Here is a 16,791-nt window from a genome sequence, read left to right as displayed (position 1 = left end):
CTTCGTACCAGGATTTTCCTGTCGATGATTGTATTGATTGTTGTGGCATCTTTTTTATTGGCTTCGATTTCGATTATTCAGTTTAAAACTGAGGCAAAAGAATACCATCAGGAACGGTTGGAACGAAAAGAAAATGCGGTAAAAGAGCATATCAATTACGTTCTGGCGACTACAACTTATCCGCTGAAAACGCAAAATCTGGATTTGATTTTTAAAGATAAAATCCACGAATTAGCGCAGATTCATAAAATCGAAATCAATATTTACAGTCTCGACGGAAAACTTTTAAAATCATCCAAAGAGTCTTTTGCGGTTGATAAAATTGCTCCGCCAATTCCGGAATATATTCTGAAATTAGTTCGTTCCTCAATTGAAAAACGTTTTGTAGACATTAAGACGATTGACGGAGTCAAAAACCGATCATCCTACAGTTTAATTAAAGACGAGAAATTCAAACCGCTCGGAATTCTAAACCTTCCGTATTTAGAAGACGACGGTTACTACGATAATGAGTTGAATACTTTCTTGATTCGCCTGAGTCAGGTGTATTCTTTTATGTTGATTGTGGCTTTTGCATTGGCTTATTTCCTTTCGACTTATATCACAAAATCGCTTAAAACCATTTCAGATCGTTTGGAAGAAACCAATCTGGATCAGAAAAACGAGAAAATTGTTTTAGAAGCGAATAGCAAAGAAGTCAATTTCCTTATCAAAGCGTATAACGGAATGGTGGATAAACTCGAAACGAGCGCCATTAAACTGGCACAAAGTGAACGTGAAGAAGCTTGGCGCGAAATGGCAAAACAAGTCGCACACGAAATTAAAAATCCGCTTACGCCGATGCGTTTGACGGTTCAGAGTTTCCAAAGAAAGTTTGATCCAAGTGATCCAGACGTGAAGCAGAAAATGAATGATTACTCCGAAACCTTAATTCAACAGATTGATACAATGACTTCCGTGGCTTCGGCATTTTCGAACTTTGCTTCGATGCCGGCGCAGCAAAATGAAACTTTAAATGTGGTTGAGGTTGTAGAATTAGCCTTGGATATTTTTAACGAAGATTATATTGTTTTCGAAAAAGAAGAAGAAGAAATCATTTCCAAAATGGATCGTACGCAACTGATTCGTGTTATTACCAATTTGGTTAAAAATGCGACACAGGCAATTCCGGAAAGTCAGTTTCAAAAGTCTATTGTAGTTACCGTAAAACGACGTAACAATAATGTAGAAATTGCGGTAAAAGACAACGGAATCGGAATCCAAAAACAAGATATCGGACGAATCTTCGAACCAAAATTTACCACTAAAACGAGCGGTATGGGACTTGGACTAGGAATTATCAAAAACATTATAGAAAATTACAAAGGAACAATTACCTTTGAATCAACTTACGGAAAAGGAACGACTTTCAGGGTTTCTTTACCCATCACAAACTCATAAAACCAGCTGTTATGAACTACGAAAATATCTTAATTTCAATTGAAGAAAAAGTGGCTACCATTACCATTAACAGACCAACTAAGTTAAATGCTTTAAACAAAGCAACGATTAGTGATCTGAGTAATGCTGTTGACTCATTATCCAAAAATGATGATGTTCGTGTTATTGTTTTAACCGGAAGCGGAGAGAAAGCTTTTGTAGCTGGAGCTGATATTTCGGAGTTTGCGAATTATACCACTGTTGAAGGCGCACAATTAGCTGCAGAAGGGCAGGAGTCTTTATTTGATTTCATAGAAAATCTAAGAAAACCAGTTATTGCAGCCGTTAATGGTTTTGCTCTTGGCGGCGGATTAGAATTGGCGATGGCTTGTCATTTCAGAGTAGCTTCAGACAATGCTAAAATGGGACTTCCAGAAGTAACTTTAGGATTGATTCCAGGTTACGGAGGAACACAGCGTTTACCGCAATTAATTGGAAAAGGCCGTGCCATGGAAATGATTATGACCGCAGCGATGATTACTGCTGAACAAGCAAAAGATTACGGTTTAGTAAACCATGTCGTACCTCAAGAAGAATTACTATCGTTTACAAACGTAATCGCTCAGAAAATCATTAAAAATGCGCCTTTTGCCATTGGAAAAGCCATAAAAGCCATCAATGCAAACTTTAAAGATGGTAAAAATGGTTTCGATACTGAAATAAAATCATTCGGAGAATGTTTCGGAACCCAAGACTTTAAAGAAGGAACAACAGCCTTTTTAGAAAAACGTAAAGCTGAATTTACAGGGAAATAAAATTTTCTAACCGCAAAGGTCGCAAGGGACAGCGCAAGGTTCGCAAGTTTTTCTAAAATCTTTGTGTCCTTTGCGTAAATCTTTGCGACCTTTGCGTTTAAATAATAGACAAAGGTTTTAAAAACTTAGAACCTCATCATCTCAGAACCTTAGCACCTTAAAAAAAAAATGTACGAACCAATATTTGCCCTTTTTTGTGAACGAGTTAAAGAAAGCATCCAAAACGGAACTTTCGCAAAACTGACATTGGCCAAAACAATGGGCGATACCGAAATTAAAAACATTTACTTCCGATTGGTTCTCAACGAAGATCATACGTTTTCTATCTCATTAACTACCCGATACAAGACAGAAGAAATCGAAAGTATTCATACTTTAGATGAAGCTTTATTGGTTTTAGGGACTTACATCAAAAAACCGTTTTTAACTGCGCTTTTGTTTACAACAGATAATGACGTTACTTTTAAAGTAAATAAAAAGAATGCTGGAAGTATTATCGAACAGCCGCCTACATTTAAAAATGCATCGCCGGTTATGCTGGAAATGGTTGAAAAAGGGATTGTTTAAAATTAAACTATGGAGGAACTTAAGAAAATATTATGGAAACAATTTGGAGCTGTGATAGACATGCTTGAGAGTTCAATCTTAGTTTGTCCTGAGAGTTTTTGGGATAAAAAAGATTTTTGGTATTCTGCTTATCACACCATTTTCTGGCTTGATTATTATTCATCTGTAAAACCAGACGAATTTTCTCCACCACAACCATTTTCTTTATCTGAATTTAATCCAAAAGGAATTTTACCGGAAAGAATTTACCTAAAAAAAGAATTGCTTGAATATCTTGAGCATTCTCGTAAAAAGGTTTTCTTTTTAATTGAAGGATTAAATGAAGAAACTTCAAAAGAAAGATTCATCACAAAGAAGAAGAATTATAACAGAATTGAAATGATTTTGTACAACATGAGACATGTTCAGCATCATGTTGGCCAGCTAAATTTATTGTTGAGACAAAATGTTGATACAGCAGGAAAATGGGTTTCACAAACGGCTAAAGAATATTGATATAGTTAATGTTCTAAGAACTTCCTTGTAGATCTCTACGAAAACAGCCCACTAAACCAGCTTTACAAACAAATTAGAAGCAATTTTATTCGAAATCGATAATTCCCTTTCATCAACCTTAATTTTGACCGATAAATCGAAGGATTCTTTAGAAAGAAATTCAATTTTAGAACCTAAAGCAATTCCTTGTTTATCGAGATATTTCAAGAACTCCGAAGAAGTATCTTTCACACCAACACAAACTCCAGTTTGGTTATCAGATAACTCGGAAAGTAAATGTTTTTCAATCTTAATAATTCGGCCGTTAGCATCTGGAATTGGATCTCCATGTGGATCTTCAGTCGGATTTCCTAGAAAATCATCTAATCGGTTAATCAATTGTTCTGATTTGATGTGCTCCAACTGTTCCGCAATATCATGAACTTCATCCCAGCTGAAATTTAGTTTCTCCACTAAAAACACTTCCCAAAGACGATGTTTTCTCACAATCATTTTAGCGGCTAGTTTTCCGTTTTCGGTTAACGAAACCCCTTGGTATTTTTTATAATTAACCAAATCTTTCTCCGCCAGTTTCTTCAACATATCCGTTACCGAAGAAGCTTTAGTCTCCATGATTTCTGCAATAGCATTCGTACTGACTTCTGTTTCTAAAGCCGCCGTTAAGTGATAGATCGATTTAAGGTAGTTTTCTTCTGAAAAGGTCATTTTTTTTCTTTTTGAGTAACAAAGAGACAGAGTTGCAAAGGGACAAAGCTAAAAACTTTGTTACTTTGTCACTCTGAAACTTTGCATCTTCATTTAACAATCAACAAAGGTATTGAAATTTTATGTCTCAATTTGTCTACCGTTGTGCCAAAAAGAATATCTTTCAATCCAGTGTGACCGTGGGTTCCCATAACGAGAATGTCGAAATTGCCTTCGTTTATAATTTTCGGAATTACATTGTTGGGTTTTCCAAAACCAAGTTCTGTTTTGATCTTGAATCCTTTTTCCGACAGCATTTCTTTGTATTTCAATAATAGTTTTTCATCTATTGTTGTTTCATGATCGTGAACATGAACGCCGTACATTAACGCACCCACAGTTTCAACGATATGAATTAAAGTATATTCGGTATCAATGCCACCCAATTCAAAGGCTTTGTTTAATGCGGCTTCATCTGCATGAGAAAAATCTACAGAAATGGCTATATTTTTAATGCTCTGACTTTCTTTTGGCGTAAAGTGAAGTTTTAGGTTATGCGGCGAGTGATTAATAACTTTTTTAGATTTGGCTTTTGCGATAAAAGGTTTAAAAACGATATAAAGCAGTAATCCAGCAAAAGCAATCGCAAGCGGTATTACCGTAACCCATAAAATTATTGGATGATTCGAACTTGCCAGCCATGAAGTAATTTCGTCATAAACCAACTTAGCATTCAATGAGACAATAATTAAAGCAATAATCCAAGAAACAACCTGTGTGGTTCTAGAAATATGAAAACCATTCATTTTCGATTTATCACTCACAAAATGAATCAGCGGAATAATCGCAAATCCTAATTGTAGGCTTAAAATAACCTGACTTAAAATTAAAAGTTTTCCAGTTATGTTTTCGCCATAAATCCAAATCACGATCAAAGCAGGAACTATAGCAATTAAACGGGTTATAATTCTACGAACCCAAGGCTGAATTCTTAAGTGTAAATAACCTTCCATCACAATCTGTCCTGCAAGTGTTCCCGTTACGGTTGAACTTTGTCCTGCAGCGATTAAGGCAACGGCAAATAAGATTGGTGCCCATTTTGTGCCTAACAAAGGTTCCAGGAATTGATGTGCATCCTGAATCTCGGCAACTTCAAACATTCCATTTTTATGGAAAGTGGCGGCTGCCAAAATTAAAATGGCAGCATTGACGAAGAATGCCAAATTCAAAGCAATAGTTGAATCAATCAAATTGTATTTTAAGGCTTGTTTGATTCCCGCTGGACTTCTATCGAATTTTCTGGTTTGCACCAAAGAAGAGTGTAAGTAAAGGTTGTGAGGCATTACCGTTGCTCCAATAATTCCGATTGCAATATATAAGGCAGCTGAATTTGGAATAGAAGGAACCAATCCAGCGATAATTTTAGAAACTTCAGGTTCGGCAAAAATCATTTCAAAAATGAAAGAAAAACCAATAATCGCTACCAAAGCAATAATAAAAGCCTCCATTTTACGGATTCCCTTGTTGATTAAGAACAATAAAATGAAAGTATCTAAAACGGTAATCAAAACACCTTCAAAAAGCGGAATTCCAAAAAGAAGATTAATTCCGATTGCCATTCCGAGCACTTCGGCCAAATCACAGGCGGCAATTGCAATTTCTGCCAGAAAATATAAAATGTAGTTGATGTATTTGGAATAAGTTTCTCGCGAAGCCTGTGCTAGATCTCGTTGTGTTACAATTCCAAGTCTTGCGCTTAAACTTTGCAAAAGCAAAGCCATTAAGTTACTCATCAATAAAACCCAGACCAAAGTATAACCAAATTGGCTTCCGCCGGCAATGTCTGTAGCCCAGTTTCCTGGATCCATATAACCAACGCTTACTAAATAAGCCGGGCCTAAAAAGGCTAATATTTTTCTGAAACCTGTTTTTTTATGTTCTGTAGAAACCGATTCGTGGACTTCTTCTAAAGATTTACTCATTGTAAATGTATTGTTTTCACAAATATATAGAAAAATGATATTCGCGGAACAATATTTTTAGGCGAGTCTAAAATTTAAATGTTAGAATTCAAACATTTTGGGCACAATCCTGATAATGTAAAGTTTATTTCGTTCACTTTATAATTGTGCGGCATAATGTAGCTCGGTTTCACATTTTCAAGACAAGTAATTTCGTGACAGTTTTCACAGCTGAAATGAGCATGGTTATGGATGTGTACGCGCTGATGCGAATGATTGCATTTGGCATATTTAACCGTGCCGTCCAAATTGGAGATTTTATGAATAATATCATCGTTAACCAAACGATCTAAAATTCTATAAATGGTCACGCGATCGCAGACATCATTCAATTGTTTTTGAATTTCGGTGTGTGATAATGCCGTTTTAGAATTCTCAAATACCTCTAATACAGCTGTTTTCGCGGTAGTATTACGTGTTGTTTTCATTTTTATAAATTAAAAAATTTAACGCAACAATGTTGCGTTTGAATTTAATCTGTATATTTGCAACAAAATTGCATTAAGTAAAAGTACACAAAATGAAGAAATTGACTACACCCTTTTACGATATTTTAGGAATTTCAAGCGCAACGATTTGTCTCGTTCATTGTTTGGTTTTTCCTCTTTTAACGATTCTTCCTTTAGGGTTGAGTCACAGTCCAATTATCGATTTACTATTTGCTTCAATAGGTTTGTTTGCAATTTTCAAAATTACGAAAAAATCAACTCTTTTGGTTTCGTCGATTTTGATTGTTTCCATGAGCCTGATTTGGATCACTATTTTGACTGATTTATTCTTAGAGATTCATTTGGATCTGATTTATTTCGGTGGCATCGGAATGATTATCGGCCATTTGATTAATTATAAAAATCATAAAAACATACACAAATGAAAAAACTCCCTGTTACAGTGTTAAGCGGATTTCTTGGAGCAGGAAAAACGACGCTTCTAAATCATATTCTTCATAATAAAGAAGGATTGAAAGTGGCCATAATCGTTAACGACATGAGTGAAGTTAATATTGATGCACAACTTGTAAAAAATCAAAATACGTTGTCAAGAACCGAAGAGAAGTTAGTTGAAATGACAAATGGCTGTATTTGCTGTACGCTGCGTGAAGACTTAATGATCGAGGTGGAAAGATTAGCAAAGGAAAACAGATTTGATTATTTACTTATTGAAAGTACAGGAATTAGCGAGCCAATACCGGTCGCTCAGACTTTTTCATTTGTAAATGAAGATGCTAGCATTGATTTGTCAAGGTTTAGCTACATCGATACGATGGTAACTGTTGTGGATAGTTTTAACTTTTTTAAAGATTTTGGTTCGGCTAAAACTTTGCAGGAACAAAATTTATCCAGTATTGAAAACGATACTCGCACGATAGTCAATCTTTTGGTTGATCAGGTCGAATTTGCGAATGTTATTATTTTGAATAAAACCGATCTTATTGATACAGCATCATTACAAATGTTGAAAGCGTCAATTCAGAAGTTGAATCCTGTGGCGAAAATAATCACTTCGGTTTTAGGAAAAGTAAACCTGAACGAAATTATAAATACGGGATTATTCAATTATGAGGAAGCGGAAAATTCAGCAGGTTGGATCAGAGAATTAGAAGGAATCCATACGCCTGAAACCGAAGAATACGGAATCAATTCTTTTGTGTTTAGAGATTCAAGGCCATTTCATCCCAATCGATTATGGAATTTTATTACTTCAGATTTTCCAGAGAATATCATTAGAAGTAAAGGATTATTGTGGATGGCATCCCGACCAGAGCAGGCAATTAACTGGAGCCAGGCTGGAGGTTCAATGAAAGCGGAAGGGGCAGGAGTTTGGTGGGCGAGTATGCCGTTAAGTGAGCGAATGACATTTAATAATTTTGTTGAATTTCAGGATATTATAGAAGAACGCTGGACGGCTAACTTTGGAGACCGACTTAATGAACTTGTTTTTATCGGACAGAAAATAAAAGAGACGGAGATTCTCAACGAACTTAAAAAATGCCTTTGTACAGAAGATGAAATTATAGATTATCAAGAAGGTTTGTTTCCAAAAAAGGATCTTTTTCCAATATCAAGAACATCTTAAATCGTTAAAATTATGAAAGACAATTATACATATGACGTGATTATCATTGGCGGAAGCTACAGTGGCTTATCTGCAGCAATGAGTTTAGGACGTGCTTTGCGTGAGGTTTTGGTTATTGACAGTGGTTTGCCTTGTAACCGACAAACGCCACATTCGCACAATTTTATTACACAAGACGGCGAAAAGCCCGCTGTAATTTCGGCGAAAGCCAAATTACAAGTCGATCTTTATAAAACAATTCATTTTTTTAACGGACTTGTGGTAAAAGCGATTAAAAATGAAAATGGATTTGAGGTTTTTACAGAATCTGGTAAAACTTTCAATTCAAGAAAAATCCTGTTTGCAAGTGGCGTTAAAGATCTGCTTCCTGAAATTAAAGGTTTTGCAGATTGTTGGGGAATTTCGGTTTTGCATTGTCCGTATTGTCACGGCTATGAAGTTAAAAATGAAAAAACTGCGATTATTGCCAATGGTGAAATGGGCTTTGAATACGCCAAACTGATCTCGAATTGGACAAAAGACCTTCGATTGTGCACGAATGGAAAATCAGAATTGACTTTGGAAAAAATCAAAACTTTAGAAAATCATGGCGTTCAGATTTTTGAAGATGAAATAGAATCTTTTGAACATCAAGGAGGATATATTCAGAATATAGTTTTTAAAAATCAGCAAAAAGTTGAGGTAAAAGCTGTGTATGCCAAACCACCTTTCGAACAGCATTGTCCAATTCCTGAAGCTCTAGGCTGTGAACTCAACGAACAAAGTTTGGTAAAAGTTGATGCTATGCAAAAAACAAATGTGGCAGGAGTTTTTGCAAGTGGAGACTGTACAACTCCAATGCGCTCAGTTGCTATTGCCGTTTCTACAGGATCTTTTGCCGGAGCGGTCATTAATAAAGAACTAATTGACGAAGATTACGCAAAGTGAAAATAAACCATATAAGTTATATAAGTTCATTTAAAACTAGACTTACATTTTCTTATATAACTTATATGGTTTAAAAAAACTTTGTGTTTTGTGACTTTGCTCGATAAAATCAAAATTCTAACATATTGAATTCAATCCGTTTAAAAATTTCTGCCTGAAGAATAATTGTTTGTCAAATTTAATTTTTAGTTTTGTCTAAATTTAATTTTAAAAGAATGAAATATTTATTTTTGACAATATTAATAATTTATACAAAAAGCATTTACGCACAAAATATATCTGGAAAGGTAACGGCAGATAGTCCTGTTGTGCAGGAAATTAATGTTCGTTTGTTAAATACAAACTTTAAAACTCAAGCAGATTCAATTGGTCATTATCAGTTAGAAAATATTCCGGCGGGAACTTATAAAATTGCGGTAAACTCGACTGGATTCAAATCTTTAATCCAAAAAATAACAATATCAGAAAATCAAGATCTCAATCTGGATTTTGAATTAAAAGAAGACCAAAACGAACTAAATGAAGTAGTGGTCTCTGGAACTTTAAAACCAGTAAAACGACTAGAAAGTGCGGTTCCCGTTGAGGTTTATTCGCCAGTTTTCTTTAAGAAAAATCCAACACCAAGCATTTATGATGCACTTCAAAACATAAATGGAGTTCGTCCACAGTTGAATTGCGGTGTCTGTAATACAGGAGATATTCATATAAACGGGTTGGAAGGCCCTTATACTTTAGTAATGATTGACGGAATGCCAATTGTGAGCAGTCTTTCGACGGTTTATGGCCTATCGGGAATTCCGAACTCTTTGGTCGAACGAATAGAAATCGTAAAAGGCCCAGCATCATCACTTTATGGAAGCGAAGCGGTCGGAGGTTTGATCAATATTATTACCAAGAATCCAACCAATGCCCCGATGTTTTCAGCTGATTATTTTACGACTTCTTATTTTGAAAGTAATCTGGATTTGGGAATGAAGTTTAATGTTGGCCAAAAAGCGATTTCACTTTTAGGAATTAATTACTTCAATTATGACCAAGTAATTGATAAAGACAAAGATAATTTTACCGATGTAACGCTTTCTGAACGAATTTCGGTTTTTAATAAATGGAGTTTTCAGCGCAATAATAATAGGCTTTTTACCATTGCCGCACGTGCAATGTACGAAGATCGCTGGGGCGGAGACGTTCGCTGGGAGAAAAAATATCGTGGAGGAGACGAAATTTACGGAGAAAGCATTTATACCAAAAGAGCAGAATTGATTGGAAGTTATCAATTGCCATTTGAGGAGAAATTAATGCTTTCTTTCTCTGGAAATGTGCATTATCAAGACAGCCGTTACGGAACCACTTCATACATCGCCAATCAAAAAATCGGATTTCTTCAATTAACTTGGGATAAAAAAATCGGACGAAATGATTTATTGGCAGGAATCGCAAGCCGATATACCTATTACGATGATAATACACCAGCCACAAAAGATGCTGAAAGTACTTGGCTTCCAGGAATTTTTGTGCAGGATGAAATAACCTTTTCTCCAAAAAGTCAGGTTTTGCTGGGCGCACGCTACGATTATAATTCAATTCACGGTTCGATTTTTACACCAAGATTTGCCTATCGCTTTAAAGCCAATGACAATACTATTTTCAGGTTGAATGCCGGAACAGGTTTTAGAGTGGTCAATTTATTTACCGAAGATCACGCAGCGTTAACGGGTTCGAGAGATGTTGTGATTGAAAATGATTTGAAACCAGAGAAATCAGTAAATGTGAATTTGAATTATATTCAGAAAATAAACTTCGGAAATGGAACTTTTATGGGAATTGAAACTACAGCTTTTTATACCCGTTTTAGCAATAAAATCATTTCAGATTATGAAACCGATCCAAATAAAATCATTTATGACAATATTGATGGTTATGCGATCAGTCAGGGAATCAGCACCAATGTGGATGTTAATTTTACCAATGGTTTAAAGTTTATTTTGGGAGCAACGGTTTTGGACAATAAAAATGTGGAGGATGGAATTTCAGAAAGACCTTTTCTGACTGAAAGATTTACAGGAACTTGGACAGTTTCATACAAAATTGAACCTTGGAATTTATTACTGGATTATACCGGAAATGTTTACAGTCCGATGAAATTGCCTTTGTTGAGCGAATACGATCCGAGAAATCCAAATTCGCCTTGGTACAGTATTCAGAATATTCAGTTTACCTATACGGGCTGGAAGAATTTTGAAGTTTATGGAGGTGTCAAAAATCTGCTGAACTTTACTCCCAAACAAAATAATCCGTTTTTGATTTCAAGAACCAATGATCCTTTTGATAAAAATGTGCAATACGATGCAAACGGGAAAGTTTTGGTTACGCCCGATAATCCGTACGGTTTGACTTTTGATACAACGTATGTTTATGGGCAGAATCAAACGATTCGCGGCTTCTTGGGATTGCGATATACTTTGAGGTAAAATTTAAACACATAGAAACATAGTTTAGCTTTGTGTAGAAAGGCGTTTCACTTGCATCAATTCACATAGCTATGTGTGGAAGCTAGCTTCTTCTTTTATCTTTTTATAGAAATAGAAAAACCTATGTTTCTATGTGTTTAAAAATTTTTAGTAATAGAAATCAGACTCACTAAAAAAATGAAAAAGCTAATTCTATTTATTTTCTTCTTAGGGATTTCGGCAATCGGTTTTGGTCAGCTGAAAAGCTATTCTTTTGAAGAAATAGAGAGTTTACAGCAAATTCAAAAACGAAAAATCATTGTTTTTATCCATACCGACTGGTGTCAGTTTTGCCAAAGAATGAAAACCACAACTTTCAAAAACAAAGAAATCATTGATAAACTTAATTCAGATTTCTATTTCATTGATTTTAATGCCGAAGAAAAACGAGATATTACTTTTACTAATCAGGTTTTTAAATACAAACCTTCTGGAAATAACATTGGAGTTAATGAATTGGCTCTAGAGCTTGGAACTATAAACAATCAAATTGTCTATCCTGTTTTATGTGTTTTGAATGAGAAAAATGAGATTATTTTTCAATATTCGAATTATTTGTCACCTAATGATTTTAAATTTTTTCTAGTAAAACTTCTCGAATAGATTCTTACTAAAAAATGCTCTTTTTACATACTGTTTTAATATAAGTTGCTCTTATACAGTGGTTTTGTGAATTAATTTGTAAATTAGTTAAAAAACTGTTCGGAAACAAAAATCGCTGAAAATCAATGGAGAATATTTTCTTTTGGATTTTGATTTTATAAGTTTTAATGCTTTTCAGATAATAAAGAAAAAGCAAATTGAGTTTTAGTTTAAAAGAAAAAGTATTTTTTTTTAAAAAGAAACGCAACCAAATCCATTTTTGGTTATCTATAATTTATAGTCAGACTTGTAAAAAATAGGGACGAAACAGAATACATATGGGTATATTTAAAAGTATCAAACGATACTATACACGAAAAGAAGGAGTTAAAAAACAATCTGATCAATCAATACCAAACTATAATACTTATAATCCGGACAATAAAACAATTGTCTTTTTTAATCTTCATATGCCGGCCCCTGCACATGATTCGGGTTCTAACAGATTAAAAGAAATCATATTATTTTTTAAAAACAAAAATTACAATTGTATTATCTGTTCAAAAAATACTTTTAGGGACAATGGTTATGTAGATTATTTTAGCGATTTTGGAGCTATTGTTTTTGTAGAAAACAGTCAATATTCGAGCTATTTTGATTTTGTAAAATCGCTTCCGAAAGTTGATTTTGTGTGGTATTATGGCGGGAAATCGTTTTATTTTAACTTAAAAAAAGTATCTAAAATTCTTCCTGAAGCCACATCGCTTTACGATATGATTGATATTCATTTTTTACGTTATAAAAGAGCTATTAAAATTAATCCGAAGCGTATTTCACTTTGGAAAAACTTTTTGAAATTCTTTTTCATCGAAACAAAATTAACCGGAAAGGTAGATTATGTAGCGACCATTTCTAATGTGGAAAAGGAAATTATGTCAAGATATATTGATGTCGATAAGCTCATAACCATTCCCAACATTCATTATCCAAAAATAAGCAAAGAAAAAGCCTTGCTTTTTGAAGATCGAGAAGGCATACTTTTTATAGGCTCGAAACATGAACCTAATATTGATGCTGTTCATTATTTGTATCATGAAATAATGCCGATAGTCTGGAAAGAAAATAATGAGATAAAAGTAAATATAATTGGGAATCTTAATGAAAATATTAAAGGAATAGAAGACTCAAGATTTATTTTTACAGGTCATGTTTGCAACATAGAGCCTTTTTTTACTGCAAACAAATTCATGATTGCACCTTTGCGATATGGCGCAGGTGTAAAAGGGAAAATAGGACAGGCGTTTGAGTATTATTTGCCTGTTATCACATCTTCGATTGGAGCAGAGGGAATGGAACTGATTCATCAAAGGAATGCTTTGATTTACGATGCAAAAGAAGAGTTTGCACTGGCAATTCTTAATTTGTACAACAATAAAACCCTGTGGCAGGAATTGCATCAAAACTCCGAACAAAGCCTTAAGCCTTTTTCAAATCAGGCTTTAGAAGAATTGTTTTTAAAATTTGAGACGCTATAATTTGAATACATCATCTAATACGTTGTAAGTCGCATCAGTACTATGATGATTGCTGAAATAGGAAACCGCTTCAGAATGGATTTTATTATAGAAATTGGAATCGGTTAATAATTCATTTATATAAGCTGCAAATTCATTAGGGTCATTTGTAGTTAAACAGCCATTATTAGTCTTGTTTACTAATCCGTCGACACCTCTTTCATTACAAACTACGGGAATTCCAAAAGACAAAGCTTCAATAACTTTAATTTTTATTCCAGTTCCGCTGAGCATTGGACATATTGCTATTTTAGATTCACGATATGCATCATCTAGATTTTCAATGAAAGAGATTTTTTCGACATTGTTATGCTCGCCAATAAATTTGCCGATTTTTCCAATTACAGCAATTTTAAGTGATTTTGAAAGTAGGGGATAAACTTGGCCGAAGAACCATTTGGCCGATTTAACATTGTGTTCGTTTTCACTTGCAACGTAAATAATATCATATTTTGACTCAGTTTTTAAAGCACTTTTCTGCGGTAAACTATGTGTTACCAACGCAATTTCTTTATCAATAAACTGAGAGAAAAGGTATTTTTCTTCGGCAGAAATGACTAGGATTTTGTCATAATGACTTAAGATTTCGATTTCTTTTTCAAAAAACTTTCCTAAACGGAAATTCTTCTTTTTCTGAAATTGCGAGGTTAAGAAATCGTGTGTATCAATCATCAATTTTGCTTCTTTGATATGAGGATTATTCATAACTAGTTTTGACCAGTATGCGTATGAAATCAAAATAACATCATAATTGTTTGTTTTAAGAACCTTATTAAAAGCATTTAGATGACCCGAACGAATATTATCAAACAAACCAATTTTTCCTTTTATTTTGTTAGGAAGTGAGTAATAAAAAAAATACTTCAGTTTGTTTTTCTTTCGAATAAAAATGGGAAGGAAATAGCCATTAGAAATTAGTTTTTCTTCTTTCAGAGCTTTTATTTCATTTGTTCCAAATATATCTGTTTCGACACCTACAAAATCAACTTCGATATTTCTGTCTTTGAAATATTCTAACAAAGCCAACGCTCTCGCATTATTTCCTTTTGTTTTGTGTAGTGGATTTTCGGGATAGAAATATAAAATTCTCATGAGGGAAGTGTTTTTTATCTGTTTTATGCTAATTTAAGTATTCTGATGAAAAAATTGCTGATCCAGTTGTTCGAAATACGATTCGATTCTGAATTTCTTCATTGTCATTTCATGGATTTCTTCCGATTTATATTGTTTCGAATCTTCAATACAATCTTGGAAAAAATTAAAAATAGTTTCATCTATTTTTTTGGGTAGAAGATAACAGGCTGGATGTTTTTCTTCAACCAGTTTAGGTAAAATGCCAACGGCATTTCCTGCAATGGGTTTTCCGCAGGCAAGTGCTTCTATGATTACCATTCCAAAACTTTCTGAATAGGACGGATAAAAAACAATGTCAGCACAGGAATAGGCTAGTTTGTTGATGTTTTCAATTGTTAATCCAACTAAAAGTTTAGTATTCTGTAAATTCTTAAAAAGTTCCGTATTAGAAGAATTGTTTGAGGCAATAAGCAGTTTCCAGTCGGATTGTGATTCAACAAGTTGTGCCAGATCTTGTAATTCAGTAATACCTTTTCCGTGTTCTAGTCTTCCAATGTATGCTATGGTTTTAAAGTTGGAAGGCTGTTTTGGAATGGGATAGAAATTATTTTGATCAATACAATTCGGAACAATGCTGATTTTATCTGGGTTTATCCCATAATAGTGTATTAAATCTTTTTTGACATTCGATTCCACAGCGATTATTTTCTTGGCATTTTTACAGGCTTTCATTTGAAGTTTAGCCACTCTGCTCAATCTGGAATCTTTTCGGCCATAGTCTAATTCCATTTTATGATAACAGCCATTAGAAATTACGTAATCTGTAGGATAATAAGCCGTTGGCTCTCCATTGCTGATTACGATTTTATTCGGACGATATGTTAACCAAAGAAAGGCAGTTATAAATCTCGCAATATATTTAGCTCTTCGTTTCTCAAAATGCCTGATATTGAATGATTTCCAATATAATTTCCCTGCAAAAGTGTTTTTTAAAAAATCTTCATCAATTATTTCAGTCGAAATTTCTCGGCGTTTAAGATACTCATCCAAATAATGTACCATGCGTTCGGCACCTCCTGCATTAGATTTGCCGTTTAGAAATACTAAATAGACTTTACTTGTTTTTTTCATCTGAAGAATTTTTAGAATAGCGTTTTTCTTTAATTCATTGAAAAAATCGGTACCATTTCTTTTTCTTTCTTTTCCAATTGCTTTGATGAATCAAACCGAGATAAATTTTGCTCAGCTGCTCCATATTAAGCTGGTTTTTCTCTATTGCATATTGTTGTTTATAGTGATATACTTTAAATAAACTTCCGACTGGAATTATATTGATTAATCTGGTTTTCAATAGATATTCTCCATAAATCACACAGTCACTTGGAGAGTAGCTTTTTTTGTCAATCTGAGTAAAAAATGTATCAAAGTCTAGGTTGAGATCTTTCAAAAATACCTCATTAAAATGTTCCCAAACTTTGCAATTCCAAATATAGGGCGAAGGACCATAATCCCATTCTTTACCTTTGTTTCCAAAAAAAGGACGAGTATCTCTTAATGCTCTTTTGAAGAAAATAGTTTGAGAATCCATTTGAAGTCTTTCGGTCATTTCAAGTAAATCCTTCGATTCCTGCATGATAGTGTAAGGCGTGTTCGCATCAAACATAAAATCTGAAACATAAAAGTTTCGTATAAAAATAGAATCGGAATCTATGGCAACATAATTTTCGCAGATATTGAGATGATAAACGTTACATTTTATTATTTGCTGATAGCGCCATCCTTCAGTAATTGTAGTTTTGAAAATTTCAGAATCGCGATAAACTTTATACTTTTCGAAACAATCTGGTCTTAAAAGATTAAAGTGATCATCATTCACAGAAATAATTACCGGAATATTGTCTTTGTTAAACTTATCTATAGAGTCCAAAAGCTTATAAACTGTTTTAAAATCAGGTTCATAAGTCTTGATGAAAAGAATTAGTTTATGCATACAAAAGAGATTTTGTTTTTGGAATACTAAAGATAGAATTAAATGGTATTGTAAGCAAAC

16 protein-coding genes are annotated in these 16,791 nt (G+C 33.9%); 10 read left to right on the top strand and 6 right to left on the bottom strand.

The features are described from left to right. Nucleotides 1–24 precede the first annotated feature (24 nt). The 4 genes from GSY47_RS21560 (at nt 25) to GSY47_RS21545 (ending at nt 3,296) form a co-directional block, all read left to right on the top strand. Entirely contained in the window at nt 25–1,440 is a 1,416-nt protein-coding gene (locus tag GSY47_RS21560; RefSeq protein WP_179003867.1) for a sensor histidine kinase, read from the top strand. A gap of 11 nt (nt 1,441–1,451) precedes the next feature. After that, nucleotides 1,452–2,234 (top strand): enoyl-CoA hydratase/isomerase family protein, encoded by a 783-nt coding sequence (locus GSY47_RS21555; protein WP_179003818.1) that lies wholly within the window; start codon nt 1,452–1,454, stop codon nt 2,232–2,234. A gap of 168 nt (nt 2,235–2,402) precedes the next feature. Next, complete coding sequence (locus tag GSY47_RS21550; protein ID WP_179003817.1) at nt 2,403–2,801, top strand: hypothetical protein; 399 nt, start codon at nt 2,403–2,405, stop codon at nt 2,799–2,801. Between the two features lie 9 nt (nt 2,802–2,810). After that, the gene (locus GSY47_RS21545) at nt 2,811–3,296 is read left to right on the top strand and encodes a DinB family protein (protein ID WP_179003816.1); all 486 of its coding nucleotides are present in this window, start codon (nt 2,811–2,813) and stop codon (nt 3,294–3,296) included. Between the two features lie 51 nt (nt 3,297–3,347). Here GSY47_RS21545 and GSY47_RS21540 read toward each other — a convergent pair whose 3' ends face one another. The 3 genes from GSY47_RS21540 to GSY47_RS21530 all read right to left on the bottom strand — a co-directional run bounded on the left by GSY47_RS21540 (nt 3,348) and on the right by GSY47_RS21530 (nt 6,429). Beyond that, nucleotides 3,348–4,001, bottom strand: coding sequence for a metal-dependent transcriptional regulator (locus tag GSY47_RS21540; protein ID WP_179003815.1), 654 nt, complete (start codon nt 3,999–4,001; stop codon nt 3,348–3,350). Between the two features lie 89 nt (nt 4,002–4,090). Beyond that, entirely contained in the window at nt 4,091–5,962 is a 1,872-nt protein-coding gene (locus GSY47_RS21535) for an Nramp family divalent metal transporter (protein WP_179003814.1), read from the bottom strand. A 74-nt stretch (nt 5,963–6,036) separates the two neighbouring features. After that, entirely contained in the window at nt 6,037–6,429 is a 393-nt protein-coding gene (locus GSY47_RS21530) for a Fur family transcriptional regulator (protein WP_068841836.1), read from the bottom strand. Between the two features lie 92 nt (nt 6,430–6,521). Between GSY47_RS21530 and GSY47_RS21525 the strand changes: the two genes are divergently transcribed. The 6 genes from GSY47_RS21525 (at nt 6,522) to GSY47_RS21500 (ending at nt 13,628) form a co-directional block, all read left to right on the top strand. After that, on the top strand, nt 6,522–6,875 hold the full coding sequence (locus GSY47_RS21525) for a MerC domain-containing protein (RefSeq protein WP_179003813.1): 354 nt from the start codon (nt 6,522–6,524) through the stop codon (nt 6,873–6,875). After that, nucleotides 6,872–8,077, top strand: a complete 1,206-nt coding sequence (locus tag GSY47_RS21520; RefSeq protein WP_179003812.1) for a GTP-binding protein — start codon at nt 6,872–6,874, stop codon at nt 8,075–8,077. Before GSY47_RS21525 ends, GSY47_RS21520 begins: the two co-directional genes overlap by 4 nt. A gap of 12 nt (nt 8,078–8,089) precedes the next feature. Next, nucleotides 8,090–9,004: an NAD(P)/FAD-dependent oxidoreductase gene (locus GSY47_RS21515; RefSeq protein ID WP_179003811.1), complete on the top strand. Its 915-nt coding sequence runs from the start codon at nt 8,090–8,092 to the stop codon at nt 9,002–9,004. Between the two features lie 215 nt (nt 9,005–9,219). Next, nucleotides 9,220–11,472, top strand: a complete 2,253-nt coding sequence (locus GSY47_RS21510; protein WP_179003810.1) for a TonB-dependent receptor — start codon at nt 9,220–9,222, stop codon at nt 11,470–11,472. A gap of 177 nt (nt 11,473–11,649) precedes the next feature. Continuing rightward, on the top strand, nt 11,650–12,114 hold the full coding sequence (locus tag GSY47_RS21505) for a thioredoxin family protein (protein WP_179003809.1): 465 nt from the start codon (nt 11,650–11,652) through the stop codon (nt 12,112–12,114). Between the two features lie 317 nt (nt 12,115–12,431). Beyond that, a complete protein-coding gene (locus tag GSY47_RS21500) occupies nt 12,432–13,628 on the top strand; it encodes a glycosyltransferase (RefSeq protein ID WP_179003808.1) in 1,197 nt (398 codons plus the stop codon). On the opposite strand, the gene GSY47_RS21495 is transcribed toward GSY47_RS21500, so the two are convergent. From GSY47_RS21495 to GSY47_RS21485, 3 genes are read right to left on the bottom strand one after another with little or no spacing between them, the layout of a single operon-like run. Then, on the bottom strand, nt 13,623–14,759 hold the full coding sequence (locus GSY47_RS21495) for a glycosyltransferase (RefSeq protein ID WP_179003807.1): 1,137 nt from the start codon (nt 14,757–14,759) through the stop codon (nt 13,623–13,625). The genes GSY47_RS21500 and GSY47_RS21495 overlap by 6 nt on opposite strands. 33 nt (nt 14,760–14,792) lie before the next feature. After that, the gene (locus GSY47_RS21490) at nt 14,793–15,872 is read right to left on the bottom strand and encodes a glycosyltransferase family 4 protein (protein ID WP_179003806.1); all 1,080 of its coding nucleotides are present in this window, start codon (nt 15,870–15,872) and stop codon (nt 14,793–14,795) included. 34 nt (nt 15,873–15,906) lie between these two features. Further along, on the bottom strand, nt 15,907–16,731 hold the full coding sequence (locus GSY47_RS21485) for a DUF6492 family protein (protein ID WP_179003805.1): 825 nt from the start codon (nt 16,729–16,731) through the stop codon (nt 15,907–15,909). Nucleotides 16,732–16,791: the final 60 nt, after the last annotated feature.

The organism is Flavobacterium quisquiliarum (assembly GCF_019308285.1).
Classification (GTDB): Bacteria; Bacteroidota; Bacteroidia; order Flavobacteriales; family Flavobacteriaceae; genus Flavobacterium; species Flavobacterium quisquiliarum.
The sequence above is the reverse complement of the archived record's forward strand: the minus strand, read 5'-3'. Positions and strand labels throughout refer to the sequence as shown.

Coding starts and splice junctions, on each gene's coding strand:
- GSY47_RS21560 (WP_179003867.1), top strand. CDS start 25: ATGATTGTATTGATTGTTGTGGCATCTTTTTTATTGGCTTCGATTTCG.
- GSY47_RS21555 (WP_179003818.1), top strand. CDS start 1,452: ATGAACTACGAAAATATCTTAATTTCAATTGAAGAAAAAGTGGCTACC.
- GSY47_RS21550 (WP_179003817.1), top strand. CDS start 2,403: ATGTACGAACCAATATTTGCCCTTTTTTGTGAACGAGTTAAAGAAAGC.
- GSY47_RS21545 (WP_179003816.1), top strand. CDS start 2,811: ATGGAGGAACTTAAGAAAATATTATGGAAACAATTTGGAGCTGTGATA.
- GSY47_RS21540 (WP_179003815.1), bottom strand. CDS start 4,001: ATGACCTTTTCAGAAGAAAACTACCTTAAATCGATCTATCACTTAACG.
- GSY47_RS21535 (WP_179003814.1), bottom strand. CDS start 5,962: ATGAGTAAATCTTTAGAAGAAGTCCACGAATCGGTTTCTACAGAACAT.
- GSY47_RS21530 (WP_068841836.1), bottom strand. CDS start 6,429: ATGAAAACAACACGTAATACTACCGCGAAAACAGCTGTATTAGAGGTA.
- GSY47_RS21525 (WP_179003813.1), top strand. CDS start 6,522: ATGAAGAAATTGACTACACCCTTTTACGATATTTTAGGAATTTCAAGC.
- GSY47_RS21520 (WP_179003812.1), top strand. CDS start 6,872: ATGAAAAAACTCCCTGTTACAGTGTTAAGCGGATTTCTTGGAGCAGGA.
- GSY47_RS21515 (WP_179003811.1), top strand. CDS start 8,090: ATGAAAGACAATTATACATATGACGTGATTATCATTGGCGGAAGCTAC.
- GSY47_RS21510 (WP_179003810.1), top strand. CDS start 9,220: ATGAAATATTTATTTTTGACAATATTAATAATTTATACAAAAAGCATT.
- GSY47_RS21505 (WP_179003809.1), top strand. CDS start 11,650: ATGAAAAAGCTAATTCTATTTATTTTCTTCTTAGGGATTTCGGCAATC.
- GSY47_RS21500 (WP_179003808.1), top strand. CDS start 12,432: ATGGGTATATTTAAAAGTATCAAACGATACTATACACGAAAAGAAGGA.
- GSY47_RS21495 (WP_179003807.1), bottom strand. CDS start 14,759: ATGAGAATTTTATATTTCTATCCCGAAAATCCACTACACAAAACAAAA.
- GSY47_RS21490 (WP_179003806.1), bottom strand. CDS start 15,872: ATGAAAAAAACAAGTAAAGTCTATTTAGTATTTCTAAACGGCAAATCT.
- GSY47_RS21485 (WP_179003805.1), bottom strand. CDS start 16,731: ATGCATAAACTAATTCTTTTCATCAAGACTTATGAACCTGATTTTAAA.